Source organism: Streptomyces sp. NPDC089919 (assembly GCF_040684615.1).
Classification (GTDB): Bacteria; Actinomycetota; Actinomycetes; order Streptomycetales; family Streptomycetaceae; genus Streptomyces.
The window spans coordinates 112,355-126,237 of the sequence record NZ_JBFBGK010000008.1 but is presented as its reverse complement, the minus strand read 5'-3'; the positions used below and the strand labels follow the sequence as shown (position 1 = coordinate 126,237).

Annotated in this window: 17 protein-coding genes; 9 read left to right on the top strand and 8 right to left on the bottom strand. The window is 73.2% G+C overall.

Annotated elements, in window-relative coordinates:
• Positions 1–160 precede the first annotated feature (160 nt).
• Positions 161–790, top strand: coding sequence for a hypothetical protein (locus AB0O40_RS06275; RefSeq protein WP_365036185.1), 630 nt, complete (start codon positions 161–163; stop codon positions 788–790).
• Between the two features lie 49 nt (positions 791–839).
• Here the strand turns inward: AB0O40_RS06275 and AB0O40_RS06270 are convergent, their stop codons facing one another.
• A complete protein-coding gene (locus AB0O40_RS06270) occupies positions 840–1,466 on the bottom strand; it encodes a glyoxalase (RefSeq protein ID WP_365036183.1) in 627 nt (208 codons plus the stop codon).
• 148 nt (positions 1,467–1,614) lie between these two features.
• On the opposite strand from AB0O40_RS06270, the gene AB0O40_RS06265 reads away from it, so the two are divergent.
• Positions 1,615–1,998 (top strand): DUF6308 family protein, encoded by a 384-nt coding sequence (locus AB0O40_RS06265; protein ID WP_365036181.1) that lies wholly within the window; start codon positions 1,615–1,617, stop codon positions 1,996–1,998.
• Positions 1,999–2,024: 26 nt separating this feature from the next.
• On the opposite strand, the gene AB0O40_RS06260 is transcribed toward AB0O40_RS06265, so the two are convergent.
• Together AB0O40_RS06260 and AB0O40_RS06255 are read right to left on the bottom strand one after the other, a co-directional pair.
• A complete protein-coding gene (locus AB0O40_RS06260) occupies positions 2,025–3,248 on the bottom strand; it encodes an MFS transporter (protein ID WP_365036191.1) in 1,224 nt (407 codons plus the stop codon).
• A gap of 164 nt (positions 3,249–3,412) precedes the next feature.
• The gene (locus AB0O40_RS06255; RefSeq protein ID WP_365036180.1) at positions 3,413–4,792 is read right to left on the bottom strand and encodes a GH1 family beta-glucosidase; all 1,380 of its coding nucleotides are present in this window, start codon (positions 4,790–4,792) and stop codon (positions 3,413–3,415) included.
• A gap of 166 nt (positions 4,793–4,958) precedes the next feature.
• Between AB0O40_RS06255 and AB0O40_RS06250 the strand changes: the two genes are divergently transcribed.
• Complete coding sequence (locus AB0O40_RS06250; RefSeq protein ID WP_365036179.1) at positions 4,959–5,774, top strand: hypothetical protein; 816 nt, start codon at positions 4,959–4,961, stop codon at positions 5,772–5,774.
• 13 nt (positions 5,775–5,787) lie between these two features.
• Here the strand turns inward: AB0O40_RS06250 and AB0O40_RS06245 are convergent, their stop codons facing one another.
• Positions 5,788–6,147: a DoxX family protein gene (locus tag AB0O40_RS06245; protein ID WP_365036178.1), complete on the bottom strand. Its 360-nt coding sequence runs from the start codon at positions 6,145–6,147 to the stop codon at positions 5,788–5,790.
• Between the two features lie 156 nt (positions 6,148–6,303).
• Between AB0O40_RS06245 and AB0O40_RS06240 the strand changes: the two genes are divergently transcribed.
• Positions 6,304–7,155 (top strand): LysR family transcriptional regulator, encoded by an 852-nt coding sequence (locus AB0O40_RS06240; RefSeq protein WP_365036177.1) that lies wholly within the window; start codon positions 6,304–6,306, stop codon positions 7,153–7,155.
• A 74-nt stretch (positions 7,156–7,229) separates the two neighbouring features.
• Here the strand turns inward: AB0O40_RS06240 and AB0O40_RS06235 are convergent, their stop codons facing one another.
• Both AB0O40_RS06235 and AB0O40_RS06230 read right to left on the bottom strand, forming a co-directional pair.
• Positions 7,230–7,652: a hypothetical protein gene (locus tag AB0O40_RS06235; protein WP_365036176.1), complete on the bottom strand. Its 423-nt coding sequence runs from the start codon at positions 7,650–7,652 to the stop codon at positions 7,230–7,232.
• 226 nt (positions 7,653–7,878) lie between these two features.
• A complete protein-coding gene (locus tag AB0O40_RS06230) occupies positions 7,879–8,622 on the bottom strand; it encodes an NAD(P)H-binding protein (protein WP_365036175.1) in 744 nt (247 codons plus the stop codon).
• Between the two features lie 85 nt (positions 8,623–8,707).
• Between AB0O40_RS06230 and AB0O40_RS06225 the strand changes: the two genes are divergently transcribed.
• From AB0O40_RS06225 to AB0O40_RS06215, 3 genes are all read left to right on the top strand, one after another.
• On the top strand, positions 8,708–9,196 hold the full coding sequence (locus AB0O40_RS06225) for an Rrf2 family transcriptional regulator (protein ID WP_365036174.1): 489 nt from the start codon (positions 8,708–8,710) through the stop codon (positions 9,194–9,196).
• Between the two features lie 65 nt (positions 9,197–9,261).
• Positions 9,262–10,002 (top strand): class I SAM-dependent methyltransferase, encoded by a 741-nt coding sequence (locus tag AB0O40_RS06220; RefSeq protein WP_365036173.1) that lies wholly within the window; start codon positions 9,262–9,264, stop codon positions 10,000–10,002.
• A gap of 21 nt (positions 10,003–10,023) precedes the next feature.
• Positions 10,024–10,389 (top strand): hypothetical protein, encoded by a 366-nt coding sequence (locus AB0O40_RS06215; RefSeq protein ID WP_365036172.1) that lies wholly within the window; start codon positions 10,024–10,026, stop codon positions 10,387–10,389.
• Positions 10,390–10,457: 68 nt separating this feature from the next.
• Here the strand turns inward: AB0O40_RS06215 and eno are convergent, their stop codons facing one another.
• Positions 10,458–11,765 (bottom strand): phosphopyruvate hydratase, encoded by a 1,308-nt coding sequence (gene eno, locus AB0O40_RS06210; protein WP_365036171.1) that lies wholly within the window; start codon positions 11,763–11,765, stop codon positions 10,458–10,460.
• Positions 11,766–11,940: 175 nt separating this feature from the next.
• Here eno and AB0O40_RS06205 point away from each other — a divergent pair, with 175 nt between their 5' ends.
• Together AB0O40_RS06205 and AB0O40_RS06200 are read left to right on the top strand one after the other, a co-directional pair.
• Positions 11,941–12,363, top strand: a complete 423-nt coding sequence (locus AB0O40_RS06205) for a MarR family transcriptional regulator (protein WP_365036170.1) — start codon at positions 11,941–11,943, stop codon at positions 12,361–12,363.
• A 75-nt stretch (positions 12,364–12,438) separates the two neighbouring features.
• On the top strand, positions 12,439–12,975 hold the full coding sequence (locus AB0O40_RS06200) for a GNAT family N-acetyltransferase (RefSeq protein ID WP_365036169.1): 537 nt from the start codon (positions 12,439–12,441) through the stop codon (positions 12,973–12,975).
• A 24-nt stretch (positions 12,976–12,999) separates the two neighbouring features.
• Here AB0O40_RS06200 and AB0O40_RS06195 read toward each other — a convergent pair whose 3' ends face one another.
• On the bottom strand, positions 13,000–13,797 hold the full coding sequence (locus AB0O40_RS06195; RefSeq protein WP_365036168.1) for an N-formylglutamate amidohydrolase: 798 nt from the start codon (positions 13,795–13,797) through the stop codon (positions 13,000–13,002).
• Positions 13,798–13,883 lie beyond the last annotated feature (86 nt).

Below are 13,883 nucleotides of genomic sequence, written 5' to 3'. Positions count from 1 at the left end.
CGTGCTGGGCGGCGGGGACCCCTTGGGACGTCCGGTGGTGTACCCCGTGGGCTCCTTCGACGTGGTGGTGGCGGCCGCCGCCACCTCCGCGGCGGCCCGTCCGGGCGCCTCCGGGGCCCGGCTCCGGGGCCGCCGACGACCTCGGGCAAGATGGCCTGCCATGACCGACGACCTGGGACCGATCCAGCCAACCCGCCGTACCGGTACGGAACCCCTGCACCTCCACGGCACCGAGCACGGGCGCGTGCTCGACTTCTGGGCCTGGGCGTATTCGGGCCTGGTCGGCAACACCCTGCGCGGGGCACTCGCCGAGTACATCGTCGCCCTCGCCCTCGGGGCGGCCCACGGCCCGCGGGTGGACTGGGACCCCGTCGACCTCCGGCTGCCCGACGGAACCGGCGTGGAGGTCAAGTCCGCCGCGTACCTCCAGGAGTGGATGCAGACCCGGCTCTCGTCCATCAGCTACTCCATCGCTCCGGCCGAAGGATGGGACCCGCTCACCTCCACGATCGACCCGGAGCGGCGACGGCGCGCCGACGTCTACGTCTTCTGCCTCCTGCACCACCGTGACAAGCCCAGCCTCGACCCACTGGACCTGTCCCAGTGGACCTTCCACGTCCTGCCCACCCGGGTGCTGGACGAACGCGCCCCCACCCAACGGACCATCACCCTCTCGTCCCTCCTCGCCCTGAACCCGGTACGCACCGGCTTCGACGGCCTCCGCGCCGCGGTATCAACCGCCGCCGGCACCGAGCCCGCAACGCCCGCCCACCTCACCCCACCGGCATGAACCCCGTCGGGGCTGCGACGGGACGGGCTGGGTCCGTCCTGGGTGCTGCTCAGGCCGTTTCCCAGGGGAAGGCGTCCGGGTCGGTGAAGGGGGTGCCGGGGGTGCCGAGGGTGAGGCGGTGGGAGCCGGTGCCTTCCTCGGGGACTCCGAGGTCCTTGGCCAGGGCGCGGCGCTTGTACAGGGCCAGCTTGAGGGGGCCGGAGTCGGCGGCGGCGAACTCGGCGTACTTGCCGCCGAAGCTCTTGGTGACGGTCAGGCCCCGGTCCACGTAGAACTGGCGGGTGGCCTTGACGGACTCGACGCCCAGCAGCAGGACGATCGCCTCGATCTCGCGGGCGTCGGGGCCGGTGTCCTTCTTCGCCGAGGTCGCGATCTTCCAGATGGCCCCGTCGGGGGCCCGGACGACGCCGCCGTATCCCCACAGCGACTTCGTCGCGGGCTTGAGGACGGTGGCGCCGGCGGCCACGGCCGCGCCCAGGAAGCCGTCCACGGTGGCCGGCCCGGGGACCGTGAGCCCCAGCGTGAAGCCGCGGAAGCCGGTGGACCGGGCCTCGGAGGCCCGCAGCCGCACGTGCGCGGCCACGCCGAAGTCGGTGTAGAAGCGGTGCGCGGCCTCGAGGTCGGTCACCTCGAGGGTGACGGCGGCGAGAGCGGTGGTGGAGGTGTTGGTTGCCATGCCCACCACGCTAGGCGCGCCACCCCGCACCGGGCTTCTCGATTCCTGACCGGATCCGCGCCTTGTCCTGCGCGGCACCTCGGCGGGGTGAGACGGTCCCCCTCGGACCGGACGCCGGGGGAACCGACGCCGGAGACGGGAGCGCGCCATGCACGAGCTGTACATTCCGCCGGTGTACGAGGACGACGAGACCTCGGTACGCCTGCTCCGGACGTACTTCCTGAAACCGCGCGCGAAGGGCGACTTCTACTACTCCGGCGCGCATTTCGAGCGCCTGGGCGGTGGCGGGGACCGGCCGCTGGCGGCGGACCGGTTCGAGGCCGTCGACCTGGTCGCCATCGGGATGCTCAAGGTCTCGGTGGCCGCGCACGGAGCGGTCGATCTGCTGACCGACGCCGGGGGGCACTGGCACCGGCTGCTGTCCGCCATCCCCCGGGACGCGCGGCTGGAGGATCCGGCCAGCGATGCGCTGATCGCACCGGGCGGGCCGGGGTCGGGGCGGACATCGGTGTGCTGCGGGTGTTCGATGTGATTGCCTGGATGTACCAGGGCGAGGTGTTAGGGGACCGAGCGGATGCGGCGGACCAGGAGTGAGCCGGCCAGGGCGAGGGCTCCGGCCAGGGCGTAGAGGGTCGGGTAGCCGCCGGCGTGGGTGACGACCGGGGCGGCGATCACGGGGGCGAGCACCTGCGGCAGCGCATTGGCGATGTTGATGACGCCCAGGTCCCTCCCCCGGTCCTCCGCGGTCGGCAGCACGTCCGTGAGCAGGGCGAAGTCCACCGCCGTGTACACACCGAAACCCAGCCCGAGGACCAGGGAGGCGACGACCGCGCCGGTCCAGGTCTGCCATACGGCGAGCAGCACCGTCGCGGCGGAGATGACCAGCCCGGACCAGATGACGTAGGGCTTGCGGCGGCCGCTGCGGTCGGAGCGGACGCCGCCGATCACCACGGTCGCGAGCAGGGTGAGGGCGTTGAGGGCCGTGAGGATCAGGACGCCGTTGTCGGCGTCGTGCTCGTAGTGCACTGCGTCGGTCAGGTAGTAGAGCAGGTACATCGTGCTGATCGAGTACGACAGGTTCATCAGGAACCGGGTCAGCCAGGCCCACCCGAAGTCGGGGTGCCGCCGCGGGTCGATCCAGAAGCCGCGCAGGAAGGTCCCCCAGCCGAAGGCCGGCCGTGCCTCGGGCCGGAGCCGGGCGTCCCGGCGCATCAGTACGTACGGCACGGCCGCGAGCACCGAGAAGAGCGCGCAGGCCAGGTACCCGGCGGCGACCCCGCCCGCGACCGTGGCCAGCGCGGTGCCGACCAGGATGCCGAGGACCTGGGAGACCCCGAGCCAGCCGCCGACCAGGCCGCGCCGGCGGGGCGGCACCTGGTCCGGGACGGCGGCGGTGAGGGCCGCGAAGGCGGCGTTGAGGGCGAGTTGGACCAGGCACCAGCCGGCGATCACCATCGCGACGCGGTCCGCGACCGCCAGCACGAGCAGGCCGGCGGCCCCGCCCGCCGTGCCGGCGATCACCCAGGGGATGCGCCGCCCGACGGCCGCCGTGGTGCGGTCGGAGAGCGCCCCGAAGACCGGGTTGGCGACCATCGACACTGCCGCGCCCACGCCGGTGACCCACGCGAGGGTGGCGGCCTTGTGGTCGGGGGTGAGATGTTCGGCCTGCCGCGCCAGCAGCAGTTGCAGCGGGCCGAACCAGCCGACCCAGACGCCGAGGTTGGCGAGCGAGAGGGCGCTCACCCACCGCCCGCCGACCGGGGCCCCGACCGCTCCCGGCACGGTCGGGCCGGCCGCCGACGCCGGGGCGCCGGACCGGTCGGCCGCGCCACCGTCGGCAGCGCGCCCGGCCGCCGCCGAAGCCGGGGCCCTGGACCCGTCGGCCGTCCCAGCGCCGGCCGCCCGCCCGTCGGCCGTCGGCCCCTCCGCCGCCGTGCCGTCCGCGGTCACCTGCCGCTCTTGATCAGGTCGCGGTACCAGGCGTACGACGCCTTGGGCGTCCGGGCCAGCGTCTCGAAGTCGACGTGGACCAGCCCGAACCGCTGCCGGTACCCCTCCGCCCACTCGAAGTTGTCGAGCAGGGACCAGATGAAGTAGCCGCGGACGTCGGCGCCTTCGGCCATGGCCCGGTGCAGCGCGCGCAGATGGCCGTCGTGGTAGGCGATCCGGCGGGCGTCGTCCACGCGGCCGGTCCCGGGGTCCGGCCCGTCGCCGTACGAGCAGCCGTTCTCGGTGATGTATACCGGGGGCAGCCGGTCGCCGTAGCGCTCGCGCATGGTGGCGAGCAGTTCGCGCAGCCCGTCCGGGACCACCGGCCAGCCGAAGTCGGTGAGTTCGCGGCCCTCGATCTGCCGGATGTCGAAGGGCAGGTCCGGCGGGATCTCGATGCCGCCGAAGGAGGACGGGCCGGTGGCGTCCGGGGCCCCGGGGGCGCCGACGAGCATCGGGTTGTAGTAGTTGATCCCGTACCAGTCCAGCGGGGCCGAGATGGTCTTGAGGTCCTCCGCCACCGGCCCGGGCAGCAGCGCGGCCAGGCCCTCGTCGGGGTAGGCGCCGGTCAGGAGGGGGTCGGCGAAGAGGCGGTTGGTGAGGAGGTCGTACAACTCGGCCGCCTGCCGGTCGGCTTCGCCCTCCCCGGCCGGCCGGACGGGGCTGTGCGAGGCGGCGATGCCGATCTGCCGGGCGCCGGCGGCCCGGAGGGCCTGCACTCCCAGGCCGTGCGCGAGCAGTTGGTGGTGGGCCACCGGCAGGGCGTCGAAGACGAGTTGGCGGCCGGGGGCGTGCTCGCCGAGGCCGTAGCCGAGGAGGGTGACCTCCGCGGGTTCGTTGAGGGTGATCCACATGGGTACGCGGTCGGCGAGGCGTTCGGCGACCACCGAGGCGTACCCGGCGAACCGCTCGGCGGTGTCCCGTTCGAGCCAGCCGCCGTTCTTCTCGAGGGCGAGCGGGGTGTCCCAGTGGAAGAGCGTGGGCACCGGCGCGATCCCCGCGGCGCACAGCTCGTCGACCAGCCGGTCGTAGAAGTCCAGCCCGCGGTCGTTGACGCGGCCGTGCCCGTCCGGCAGTACGCGGGACCAGGAGACGGAGAACCGGTAGGCGCCGACGCCCAGTTCGGCCATCAGCGCCACGTCCTCGCGGTAGCGCCGGTAGTGGTCGGTGGCCAGGTCCGCGTGCGAGCCGTCCTTGATCCGCCCGGGCTCCCGGGTGAAGGCGTCCCAGGAGGAGGGGCCCCGCCCGTCCGCGGTGAGGGAGCCCTCGATCTGGAAGGCGGAGGTGGAGACTCCCCAGAGGAAGCCGGCCGGGAACTCGGGTACGGGCGCGGTCATGCGAACTCGCTTCGGTCGGCGGGGCACGGAGTCCGGACACCGCTGCGCGCAGCGCTGTCCCAGGGCTTGCACACGGCACTTTCGGGCCCCGGGAACCCCCCTGTCAATGGAAAAGTGAACAATCCTCATCTCTTGACCGGGCGACCCGGCCGCCTATCCTGTGCCGATGCACGAGACCGCAGCGGCCCTGGCGACCGCCCGTTGGCCACTCGCCCCGCCCGCGGCGGTCGACGGGCTGCGCGACCTGACCGGCGGCGACGGCCTCACCGGATTCATGCCCCCGGCACTGCCCGACGCGGCCTGGGTGCTCCACTCCCTGTACGAGCACGAACTCGGGCCCTTCGAGATGACGTTCCCCGAGTACCTGCGCGCCTTCCTGAACAGCACGCCCGCCGGCCCCGAGATCATCGCGGGGCTCGACCCCGCCGAGGTGTTCGACGATCCGTCGGACGTCTTCGCACCGTCCAGGGGCGAACATCCCGGACCGCGCCACCGTCGGCTGCGCTGGGCCGAACTCGCACGGCGGACCGGGCAGCCCCCGGTCGCCGAGGGGCGCCCGCCCTGCTCCGAGTCCTTCCCCGCGCCGCGCCGGGCGGACGGTTGGCCGGTCGGCCTCACCTCGCCCTCCGAGGGCAGCCTGGACCGGGCCGACTGGAACCGGCTGGTCGGGATCCTCGCCGCGCACAGCCCCCAGGGTGCGGACACCCCGTGCCTCGCGTACTACACCCCGCTGGGGCAGGGCGCCGAGGACTTCGACACCCCGCACGTCCGGGCCGGCCGGCTCGGGGACGCCCCGGTCCTGTACGACCACCCCGAGGAGGAGTGGTCGACCCCCTCCAACCTCTGGGCGCGCGACCGGTCTTGGGTCCTGTGTACGGACTACGACCTGTGGGGCACCAAGGTCGTCGGGCCGGGGGCGCTGGTCGAGGCCCTGCTCGACGATGCACAACTCGAAGCCCTCCGACTGCCCTGGGCGCACTGAGGCGCCGGGGCGGTCACAGCGCGGTGGAGAGCCGGAGGGCCGCGGCCGCAGTGGCGAGGAGGGTCAGGTTCAGGGCGATCCGGCGGTCGCCGGCGGTCAGGTGGACGGGGACCGCGCCGGCCTGGAGGAGCAGGAGGCCGGTGGCCGCGGCGGGTGCCAGGGCGGGTGCGATGCCGGTCAGGGGCGGCAGGACCAGGCCCGCCGCGCCGAGGACCTCGACCGCGCCCAGGGCCCGGACGGCGGGCAGGGGCAGCCGGTCGACCCAGGCCATCATCGGCCGCAGGGCCTCCCGGTCGCGGACCAGCTTCAGCGTGCCGGCGTAGAGGTAGAACAGGGCGAGCAGGCTCGCGACCGTCCAGTAGGCGGTGTCCATCGAAGTCCTGGTTCTCCGTTCGGGGGTGACCGCCCGCGAACGCCGACCGTGGGTGGTGGGCTCGCTCGCGGGGCGCCCCGCCAGTGCACCGCCGGGGCCCGGCCGCTGTCCAAGACCCGTCCCGCGGTACCGATACCCCCTGGGTATCGTTGCAGCGTGGAGCTTCGTACCCTGCGCTACTTCGTGGCGGTCGCCGAGGAACTGCACTTCGGCCGGGCCGCCGGCCGCCTGCACATGAGCCAGCCGCCGCTGAGCCGGGCGATCAAGCAGTTGGAGGCCGAGGTCGGCGCCCTGCTGCTGCACCGCGCGCCGACCGGGGTCACGCTCACCCCCGTCGGCACGGTGCTGCTCGACGAGGCGCGGGCCCTGCTCGAACACGCCGACCGGGTCCGGGTGCGGGTGGCCGCGGCGGCCGGCGCCGCGACCCTCACCGTCGGCATCCTGGGCGACGGCACCGACCCTGGGCTGTCCCGGCTGGCGGCCGCCTACCGGCGCCGGCACCCCGGGGTCGACATCCGGATCCGCGACACCGACCTGACCGATCCGACCTGCGGGCTGCGCGCCGGGCTGGTGGACGTCGCCCTGACCCGGGCGCCGTTCGACGAGGCCGCCCTGGCGGTGCGGACGCTGCGGGCGGACCCGGTCGGCGTGGTCCTGCGCGCCGACGACCCGCTGGCCGGCCGGGCGCGGCTGGGGCTGGCCGAGCTGGCCGACCGCCGCTGGTTCCAGTTCCCGCCCGGTACCGATGCGCGCTGGCAGGCGTACTGGAACGGCGGCAGCCCGCGCGAGGGGCCGGTGGTGCGCGCGGTCCAGGAGTGCCTGCACGCCGTGCTGTGGAACGGCACGGTCGGGCTGGCCCCGCTCGGTCACGAGCTGCCGGCGGAGCTGGCCGTGGTGCCGCTGGCCGACATGCCGCCCAGCCGGGTGGTCGCGGCGTGGAACGACGGCGACGGCAATCCGCTGGTCAGGTCCTTCGTCGAGCTGGCGGCGACGGCGTACCGCCACTGAGAGCGGCTGCCGGCACGCAGCCGGACGCCGGAGCGGCTGCTGCCGCTCCGGCGTCCGTCGGGTCCTGGCCCGGGTCACTTGCCGAGCTTGTGCTTGAGGTTCTCCTTCAGCTGCGTCTTGATGTTGTTCTTGGTCACCTTGCCGCCGGTGCCGGTGGCGTCACCGCTGACGGAGGTGGCGTCACCGCTGTTCAGGGCGTCGGCGCTGGCGTCGCCGGAGGTGGCGTTGCCGGTGGTGATGGTGCACTTGCCCTTGCAGTTCTTGACGCCGGTGTCGGCCGTGCCGCTGGTCGCGGTGCCGCCGACCGTGGTGTTCTCGGCGTTGGTGTCACCGCTGGTGCCGATGCCGTCGGCGCTGTCGTCCTGGTGGACGAAGGTGACCGCGTGCTGCGGGGCCGGGGCGGCCATCGCGGTGGCCGGCAGGGCCACACCGCCACCGAGCAGCAGCAGGGAGGAACCGGCCAGGACGATACGACGGGTAAAGGTGATCTCGAACATGATGATTCTCCACTCGCATTCAAAGGGGCTTTTTTGAAAGGCCCCGCGAGAGAGAAGGGGAATTCACCCGGTTTCTCGTTCTCCTCCGGGATTTCCCGGTGGGGCGTGCTTCAAATAAACCCCGCGGCGGAGGTCTGAGCACGCCACTGCATCTCGTGGCTTGACCCGCGGAATCGGCCTTGCTATCTTCCGGCGCGCTCTCGGTCGGGGGGTGCCGCGCGAGGGGTCACCGGGACCGGGCGGCGAGCCAGTCCGCGTAGCGGGTGGGGGCCAGGCGGGCGCCTTCGCGGGCGATCAGGACGTCGCCGGGGACCGCGGCGAACATCCCGGCCCCGGGGTCGGTGACGACCGTACGACGGTCCCGGCGGGCGGCCAGTGTCAGGCGCCCGAGCTCGTCCAGCGGGAAGACCTCCGGTCCCGCCACGTCCATCCGGCCGTCGAGCGGCGGCGCGGTGGCGACCTCCGCCAGGGCCTCGACCACGTCGGCGGCGGCGATCGGCTGGACGGGCGTGGCCGGCAGCCGTACCGCGTCCTCGTCGGCGGTCCAGGACATGACCGCGTCCATGAATTCGAAGAACTGCGTGACGCGCACGATCGAATAGGAGGTGGGGCCGTTGCGCAGCAGTTCCTCCTGGAGCGTCTTCGCGCGGTAGTAGTCCAACTGCGGCACCTGGTCGACCCCGACGATGGAGAGGATGACCTGGTGCCCGACGCCCGCGCGCTCGCCGGCCGCCAGCAGGTTGCCCATGGTGGCGCGGAAGAACTCCGGCGAGGCCGCGTCGAAGGTGGGCGAGTTCGTCACGTTGACGACGGTCTCGGCGCCGGCCAGCGCCTGGTCGAGCCCGGCGCCGGTGAGCAGGTCGACCCCGCTCGACAGGGACGCGGGGAGCACGTCGTGTCCGGCCCCGCGCAGCCGGGTGACGAGCTTCGAACCGATCAGTCCGGTGCCGCCGATGACGGTGATCTTCATGGCCGTACCTCTTCTAGCAAACTCGGATAACTCTTGTCCGAGATGATACTCGGATAGTCTTGGTCCGAGTCAAACGGGAGGGTGCATGAAACTGTCCGGCGGCGTGGAGTGGGCGCTGCACTGCTGCGTGGTGCTGACCACGGCGACCGAGCCGGTCCCGGCGGCGCGGCTGGCGCTGCTGCACGACGTCTCGCCGAGCTACCTCGCCAAGCAGATGCAGGCCCTGTCCCGGGCGGGTCTGGTGGCCTCCGTACAGGGCAAGACCGGCGGGTACGCGCTGACCAGGCCGGCCGCCGAGATCACGGTGCTGGACGTGGTGCAGGCCGTGGACGGCGCGGGCCCGGCCTTCGTCTGCACCGAGATCCGGCAGCGGGGGCCGCTCGGCACACCGCCGCAGGAGTGCACCAAGCCGTGCGGGGTCGCCCGCGTGATGTACGCCGCCGACTCGGCCTGGCGGGCGTCCCTGCGCTCGGTCACCATCGCCGACCTGGTGGACTCGGTGGAACAGGACAACGGCCCCACCGCCCTCCCCGCCATCGGCGCCTGGCTCAACCCCGCGGGCAGCGGTTCGTAGGACGGGGCACCGGCGGCACCGCAATCGTGTTGACCGGGCCCGGTGGGGAGTGCTGGAGTCGGCAGGTGGACAGCATCCCCGCCAACCGGCGGCTGTGGAACCGGATCAGTGGCGATTACCAGCAGCGGCACGACCCGCAGATCGGGGCCGCGCCTCGGCTGTGGGGGATGTACTCCGTCCCGGACGCGCAACTGTGCGCGCTGGGGGACGTATCCGGCACGCGCGTGCTGGAGCTCGGGTGCGGCGCCGGGCAGTGGTCCAGGGCGCTCGCGGCCGAGGGGGCGCAGGTGGTCGGGCTCGATCTGTCGGAGGCCCAACTCGCGGCGGCGGCCGCGGCGATGGGGCCGGTCCGCTACCCGCTGGTGCAAGGGGCAGCCGAACAACTCCCCTTTGCCGCCGACAGCTTCGACCTGGTCTTCTGCGACTTCGGGGGGCTCAGCTGGGCACCGCCGCAGTTGGCCGTCCCGCAGGCCGCCCGGGTGCTGCGCCGCGGCGGACGCCTGGTGTTCAACGTCGCCGGCCCGTGGTTCGAGGCCTGCTACGACGAGGCCGCGGGCCGCGTGACCACGACCCTCCAGCGGGACTACTTCGGCCTGGACGCCATCGCCGAGGGCGACGGCGCCACCAGCTACCAGCTCACCTACGGCGGCTGGGTCAGGGTCCTGCGCGGCGCGGGCCTCGTCATCGACGACCTCATCGAACCGCGCCCCTCCCCCACGACCCCCAACGGCTACAACGAGACCGACCCGCCCGACTGGGCCCACCGCTGGCCCGCCGAACTCCTCTGGGTCACCCACAAGCCGTGACCGCCGAGACGTGAGGTCGCCATGGACGAGAGCCGAAGCCAACCCCTCGAGGGCCTCGTTCGGTGGCGCGGCGCGCTCGGCGAACTCATCGCGAACACGCGTCGGAGCGCATCGACGTGGAGCGTCACCTTCAGTCGCGCTCACGCCGTGGCCGCGCTGGAGAAGGTCGCCGCCGGAACGGCCCGCCCTGCCGAACTCGTCGACTGGGCACAGGCCGTGCACTTCCATGACCAGGTCGACATCGAGGAAGGTCACCACGACCTGCTGACCCGGTTCCTCGTGGAAATCTCGACACCCGAACTGTTCGAGCCGGTCACCCCCGACGTCTACCGGCGCTGGCTGCACCTCTTGCGGGAATCGATCGCGTCCGCCCCAAAGAGCTGCTGAGGAGAGCCGTGAGGGCGGGCCGGTCCGCGGGGCAGGGGGTGCCTCGCGGACCGGGTGGAGGGAAAGGGTCAGGCGCGGTGGAGGGCGGTGGGGCCGGCGTAGCGGGCGGCGGCGCCCAGTTCTTCCTCGATGCGGATGAGCTGGTTGTACTTGGCCGTGCGGTCGGAGCGGGAGAGGGAGCCGGTCTTGATCTGGCCGCAGCCGGTGGCCACGGCCAGGTCGGCGATGGTGGTGTCCTCGGTCTCGCCCGAGCGGTGGGACATCACGGCCGTCCAGCCCGCCGCGTGGGCCGTCGAGACGGCGGTCAGGGCCTCGGTGAGGGTGCCGATCTGGTTGACCTTGACCAGGATCGAGTTGCCGACCCCGGTGCGGATGCCCTCCCGCAGCAGCGTCTCGTTGGTGCAGAAGACGTCGTCGCCGGTGAGCTGGCAGCGGTCGCCGACCCGGGCGGTCAGCTCGCGCCAGCCCTCCAGGTCGTCCTCGGCCATGGGGTCCTCGATGGAGAGGACCGGGTAGCCGTCGATCAGCTTGGCCAGGTAGTCGGCCTGCTCGGAGGGCGTGCGACTGACGCCTTCGCCGGCGTAGACGTACGTCCCGTCGCGGAAGAACTCCGAGGACGCCGGGTCCATGATCAGGCCGATGTCCGTGCCGGGGCGGTAGCCGGTGCGCTCGATGGCGGCCAGGACGAAGTCGAGGGCTTCCTCGGCGGTGCGCAGGGCGGGCGCGAAGCCGCCCTCGTCGCCGACGCCGGTGGAGTGGCCGGCGGCCAGCAGGTCGCGGCGCAGGGTGTGGAAGACCTCGCTGCCCATCCGGACGGCTTCCGCGAAGCTCTCCGCACCCACCGGAGCGATCATGAACTCCTGGAAGTCCAGCGGGTTGTCGGCGTGCGCGCCGCCGTTGACGATGTTCATCATCGGCAGCGGCAGGAGGTTCGCCCCGGGCCCGCCGAGGTACCGGTAGAGCGGCTGGCGGTGGGCGGCCGCGGCGGCCTTGGCGGTGGCGAGGGAGACGCCGAGGATCGCGTTGGCGCCGAGCCGGGACTTGGTGGCGGTGCCGTCCAGCGCGATCAGCGCGGCGTCGAGGCCGGCCTGGTCGACGGCGTCCCGGCCCCGCACGGCCGCCGCCATCTCGCCGTTGACGTGGGCCACCGCGCGGTCGACGCCCTTGCCGTGCCAGCGCCCGGCGTCCCCGTCGCGCAGTTCCACGGCCTCCCGGGCGCCGGTGGAGGCGCCGGAGGGGACGGCCGCCCGCCCCAGGGAGCCGTCCGCCAGGATCACGTCGACCTCGACCGTGGGGTTGCCACGGCTGTCGATGATCCGGCGGGCGGTGACGGTCTCGATGGTGGAGTCGACGGTGACGACTGCACTCGCGGACATGGGAGGTCCTTCCCGTTGTCATATGCCGTGGCCCCAGGTGCGGCAACGCTGGCGCTGAGCCCGACACGACAGACTGTACAGCAAAGCTGTGCAGTTGAGCTGAACAGTTTTGCTGCGCAGCATTGCTGTACAGGTGAGGTGTGCAGCCTGGCTGCACACCGGGTTAAAGTGGCCCATGCCCACCTCGGACGCCGCCCCCCTCGCCGCAGCACTGCGCACCGCGATGGGCCGGCTGACCCGCCGCGTCAAGCACGAGGGCCGCATCCCGCTCGGACAGGTCGCCGTGCTCGGCACGCTCGACCGGGACGGCGCCATGACCACCAGCGACCTCGCCGCCGACCAGGGCGTCCGCCCGCAGTCGATGGCCCGGGCGGTGGGGCTGCTGCTGGAGCAGGACCTGATCACCCGCCGCGCCCACCCCACGGACGGCCGCAAGTCCCTGGTCGAGCTCTCCGACGCGGGCCGCACCGCCCTGGAGGCCGAGCGCGGCCGCCGCGCCGGCTGGCTCGCCCAGGCCATCGAGGCCGAACTCACCGACGAGGAGCGCGCGTTGCTCGCCCGCAGCACCGCCCTCCTGGAACGCCTCGCCAAACACTGACACCCTGCAGACGGCACCCGGGCGAGCCGACTCAAGGCCTTGATCACCACCGGGCCCGCTGGTTGGCTTCCCGGTATGACCGACCTCGCCACCCTCCCCTGGCCGCCCGCCCCGATCGGCACCGACCGCCTCGTGCTCCGCGAACCCGAACCCCGGGACCGTACGGCGGTCGTCGAACTGCTGACCTCGGCGGAGGTGAACACCTATCTCGGCGGCCCGCGGCCCCTCGACGAGATAGCGCGGACCCTGCCCGGAGCGCCCGAGCCGCGCCCCGGACTCTTCGTGGTCGACCTCGGCGGCACGATGATCGGCCAGGTCATGCTCACCGAGAACAAGGGACAGCGCTCCCTGGCCGCCGGGCGGGCCGAACTGGGCTACCTCTTCCTGCCGCACGCCTGGGGGCACGGATACGCCGCCGAGGCGTGCACGGCCGCACTCGCCTGGTTCGACGGCGCGCTCCCCGCCGAGCCGGTGGTGCTCGCCACCCAGACCGCCAACCTCCGCTCGATGCGTCTCGCGGCGAAGCTCGGGTTCGTCGAGGCGGAGCGGTTCGAGGCCTGGGGGGCTGCGCAGTGGCTCGGAGTGCGGGCACCGGCCGCCGCCTCGCGGTGACGGCCGGACCCGGCTCGGGTACGGCTATGCCTCCAGCGAGTCCACCAGGGCCGCCAGGGCCGTGGCCAGGGCGTCGAGGCCGGGGCCGGGCGGGCCGCCGGGTTCGGACATGTAGGTGTCCCGGCGGATCTCGATCATCAGGGCGGTGACCCGGAGGTCCGCGCCGTAGTGGCGCAGCGGTACGTACGTGCCGGCGAAGGGGGTGTCGGTACCGGTGCCGCCGAAGCCGGCGAAGGCCTCGGCGGCCGCGGCGAGCAGGGCCGGCGGGGTGTGGAAGGCGTCGGTACCCAGGCAGCCCGGCGGGCGGGGACCCTCGCCGTGCAGTTCGTAGGGCAGGGCGCGGGTCGGGTACGAGTGGACGTCGATGATCACGGCACGGCCGGCGGCGGCCAGGCGCTCCGCCACCGCCTCGGTCATGGCCTGCGCGTACGGGTGGAAGTACCGCTCGATCAGCGGTCCGCCGTCGAAGCCCGCCGGGCGCAACCGCTGGCGGTGGGTGGTGTGCGTGTACACCGCCCCCATGCCGACCGCGCGCATCTCCTCGCGGTCGTCCGGGAACCGCTCGGGGTCGACGACCAGGCGCGAGCGTTCGTTGACGAACCGCCAGGGGGTCGTGGCGCAGCGGGCGGCGGCGCCCGCGGCGATGGCGGCGGTGTGCGCGTCGGTGATGTGGTCCAGCTCGCGCTCCAGGGCGTCGTCCGCGAGCGTGATGCCGGCGCGGACCGCGGCCGGTATCACGCGGGAGGAGTGCGGCACGTGCAGGATCACCGGCGAGTCGCCGGCGCCCGGCAGCAGCCGGAAGGGCTCGGGAAGTTGGCTCATGCACGATTCCTACCAAAATTGCCTGCACCGGCGGCGGGCGCGCTGTTAGCCTGCATACGGCATTGATCGTGGACCGAGGAGTGACA